Origin of the sequence: Chitinophaga sp. (assembly GCF_035564935.1) — a bacterium.
Lineage (GTDB): Bacteria > Bacteroidota > Bacteroidia > Chitinophagales > Chitinophagaceae > Chitinophaga.
The window spans coordinates 1-3,776 of the sequence record NZ_DATMTE010000158.1 but is presented as its reverse complement, the minus strand read 5'-3'; the positions used below and the strand labels follow the sequence as shown (position 1 = coordinate 3,776).

Sequence of the window (3,776 nt, the reverse complement as noted above, 5' to 3'; positions counted from 1 at the left end):
GAAGACAGCCTCCTGATTATTAAAAGCGGCAGGTATGAATATCTTAATAAAGGCTTTAATACCTTTATTGATGCCATTTCACTACTGAATAAATCAAAGGAAACTAAACGGAATATCCTGGCATTTATCTTTGTACCAGCCAATCATACCGGTCCCCGCGAAATTTTACTGGATAACCTGCGGGCGCAAGCCCCGCTCATTCCCCGGAGCGGAGAAGTGCTGACTCATAATTTACTGGGAGCTGATACCGACCCCATTTTGAATCAGATCCGGCAGTTGCAGTTAAACAATACTTCTCCCGGTAGCCGGGTCAAAATTATTTATGCACCGGTATACCTCAATGGGGCCGATGGCGTGTTTAACCTTTCCTATTACGATATCCTAATTGGCTTTGACCTGGCAATATTTCCCTCTTACTATGAACCATGGGGGTATACTCCGCTGGAAAGCGTGGCATTTCATATTCCAACTGTTTCTACCAGCGTTTCAGGATTCAGCAAGGCAGTAAGCAAACTGCCCACCTTTAATGGTAAAGGGATGTTTATCGTTGAACGAAATGATAACAATGAACCTGAAGCCGCCCTAAACATCGCAGGAATTATTGCCGGATATGCCTCAGCTTCCCCTGCTTCTGTAGCGGAATCCAGGGAAAACGCTGCCTATGTAGCCGCACAATTTGTATGGGATCACCTCCTGGCTTACTATTACCGCGCATATGACCTCGCATTGGAGAAAAGTACACAACGGGAGAAACTCTTCTTCGATAAACCTCAGGCGCCTCCGGCCGAAACAGCCGCTGAGGTTACAACGGAAACCCAACCGTTTTGGAGAGAAATAAATGTTCAACCCTTTTTTCCGGCCAGCCTGAAATCACTGCAACATATCAGCCGCAACTTATGGTGGTCATGGAACCAGGAAGCCGGCGCGTTATACGCCTACGCGGATAAAGTTGGATGGGACCAGTGCAAACAAAATCCAATCAGGTTACTGAAAACAATCAGCCCGGACAATCTTCTCAGGCTTGAAAAGGGTTCCACGTTTCTGCAAATGCTGCAAACCGTATCAGCTAAGTACCAGGAATACATGCGGCCTTCTGATGAAAAAAAATCTCTGATAGCATACTTCTGCATGGAATATGGCGTACAAACGAACCTGAAACTTTATGCAGGGGGACTGGGCGTACTGGCAGGCGATTTTATCAAAGCAGCAAGCGATAACGGATTAAATATGGTGGCAGCGGGCCTCCTGTATAAGCGGGGATACTTCATGCAAAAGATATCCCCTGCCGGCGATCAACTGGCTATGCCGGATATAATGGAACCTGGCAATCTACCCGTTTATCCCGTGCAAAACGGCCTTGGCGAACAGGTAAAGATTGAACTGACTTTCCCGGGCCGCATTGTACATGCTGCCATCTGGAAGGTAGATGTTGGACGCGTGTGCCTCTATCTGCTGGATACCGACCTGGCCTTAAATAATGAAGAAGACCGGCTGATATCAGCGCAGTTATACAGCAGTGACCCTGAAATGCGACTGAAACAGGAAATCCTGCTCGGCATAGGTGGCGTGAAAATGCTGGACGCATTAGGTATACAACCCGATCTGTACCACATTAACGAAGGGCACGCCGCTTTTTCTATCCTGGAAAGGATACGCAGCATCATGCAGCAAATTCATCTGAATTTTAACGAGGCGGCCGAAATTGTTAAATGCACCACCCAGTTCACCACGCATACTGCCGTGCCTGCAGCAAAAGATGTTTTTGATGAAATATTACTCCGGACCTACCTCGCCTACCTGGCTAAAAATTTTAACATCGACTGGGATACCCTGATGAAACTCGGCAGCTCCGGGGAAGACCAGCTTCCCCGGACTTTCTCTATGATGCACTTTGCAGCGATGCTTTCCCAGGGAATAAATGCAGTAAGCAAACAGCACCGGGGTATATCCCGTAATATGTTGAATCCCCTGTGGAAAGATTTCAAACCCGATGAACTGCATATCACGGGCATTACCAATGGCATACATCTGCCCTCCTGGATGGCGCCGGCCTGGCAGTCATACCGGGAAAACATCATCAGCGGCAAAGCGCATCAAATCCCTGATAATATAATATGGGACATACGAAAAAAACTAAAAAGAGCGATGTGGCAGAGCATCCTCAACAGGCAGCAAACTGGTATGCCGGCATTTAATGAAAACATTATTAAAAATAATTTCCTGCCGGAAGATATAACACAGGAAACATTGGTGATCGGCTTTGCAAGGAGATTCGCTTCGTATAAAAGGGCCTGGCTCCTGTTTAATGATATAAAACGGCTGACGGCTATCGTCAACAATACGCAATATCCTGTGTTATTTATTTTTGCCGGTAAAGCTCATCCCAATGACGCAGATGGTATTGCGTTACTTAAAAAAGTAATAACGGTTGTTAATGATGCCGCTTTAAACATGCACATTTTGTTCCTGGAAGATTATGATATGGAACTCGCTGCAATGCTGACACAAGGTGTGGACCTATGGTTAAACACGCCGGAGCATAACCAGGAAGCTTCCGGTACCAGCGGTATGAAAGCGGTATGCAATGGCGCTCTTCACTGTAGTCCCGCAGAAGGCTGGTGGGCAGAGGCCAACGCAGAAAATGCCGGGTGGACATTGCCTTTCAGCAACCAGCCGGAACAGGATCCTTATCACGATCAGCATGATGCTGCTGTGATATATGAGCTGCTGGAAAAGGAAATTGTACCCCTTTTCTTTAAACGTAATGCGAAAGGCCTGCCTGAAAAATGGATCGGTATGATTAAAGAAAGCTTATCCAATATTACACCCCATTTTGATATGAATCGTGCCATCACTGAATATAACAACTGTTATGACCAACTATATAACAGGAGCAAGCTGCTAACGGCAGATGGATATAAAAATACCAGGGACCTGGTTGCCTGGAAAAACAGGATCCGCAATATATGGCATGAAATACATGTTATGACCATTGAAGTGCCTGCAGATAAATTTCACCTTCAGTCGTCCGAAGCCACCTTTCACGCAAGCATAAGCCTCTCTATCGGGACTTTAAAGGCAGAAGAGGTTGGCCTCGAAGTAGTTTTTTACAATAAAGCGCAGCCAAACAGGTACCTTGCTGTACATGAACTAACGGAGGAAATAGCCAGTGCTAACAGGGTCACTTACTCATGCCATATAACGCTGCCGCAAAACGGGTCTTTTGTTTATAGCTTCAGAATTTTCCCCAGGCATCCCTTGTTGCCTAACCGGCAAGACTTCCCGTTGATGACCTGGATTTAATCACTATAAAATTTACTCTTATGTTAGGCAAATTAAACTTAGACCAGATTGACCGTGTATTGGCTAACAATGTAACGGGTCGCATCGGATGTACCGATGGCAAAAAGGTATACATCGTACCCGTTAGTTATGCATTCAATAACACTTACCTGGTGATACACTCTAAAGAAGGAATGAAAATTGACATGATGCGTCAATACCCGCATATTTGCTTCCAGGTGGACGAAATTACTGACCTCGCTAACTGGCGTAGCGTTATCCTGTGGGGAGACTATGAAGAAATAACCGATCCGAAGGAAAGATTTTATGCCATGAAATTTCTTGTGAGCCGTTTATTACACATGCAGGTAAGCGAAACGGCGGGCGTATCTGAAATGCACGGGGAAATGGAGAGGGAAAGAACGCCTGAAAACATTATCCGCCCTATTATTTACCGCATAAGAATCAGTGAAAAAACCGGCAGGTTCGAAAGT

General features: G+C 45.7%; 2 protein-coding genes. Both read left to right on the top strand.

Annotated elements, in window-relative coordinates:
• Positions 1 to 3,303, top strand: a 3,303-nt coding sequence (gene glgP / locus VN105_RS04270) for an alpha-glucan family phosphorylase (protein WP_325638264.1), incomplete at its 5' end; no start/stop codon positions are given.
• Positions 3,304 to 3,323: 20 nt separating this feature from the next.
• Positions 3,324 to 3,776: pyridoxamine 5'-phosphate oxidase family protein (locus VN105_RS04265; RefSeq protein WP_325638263.1), on the top strand; the 453-nt coding region annotated here is incomplete at its 3' end.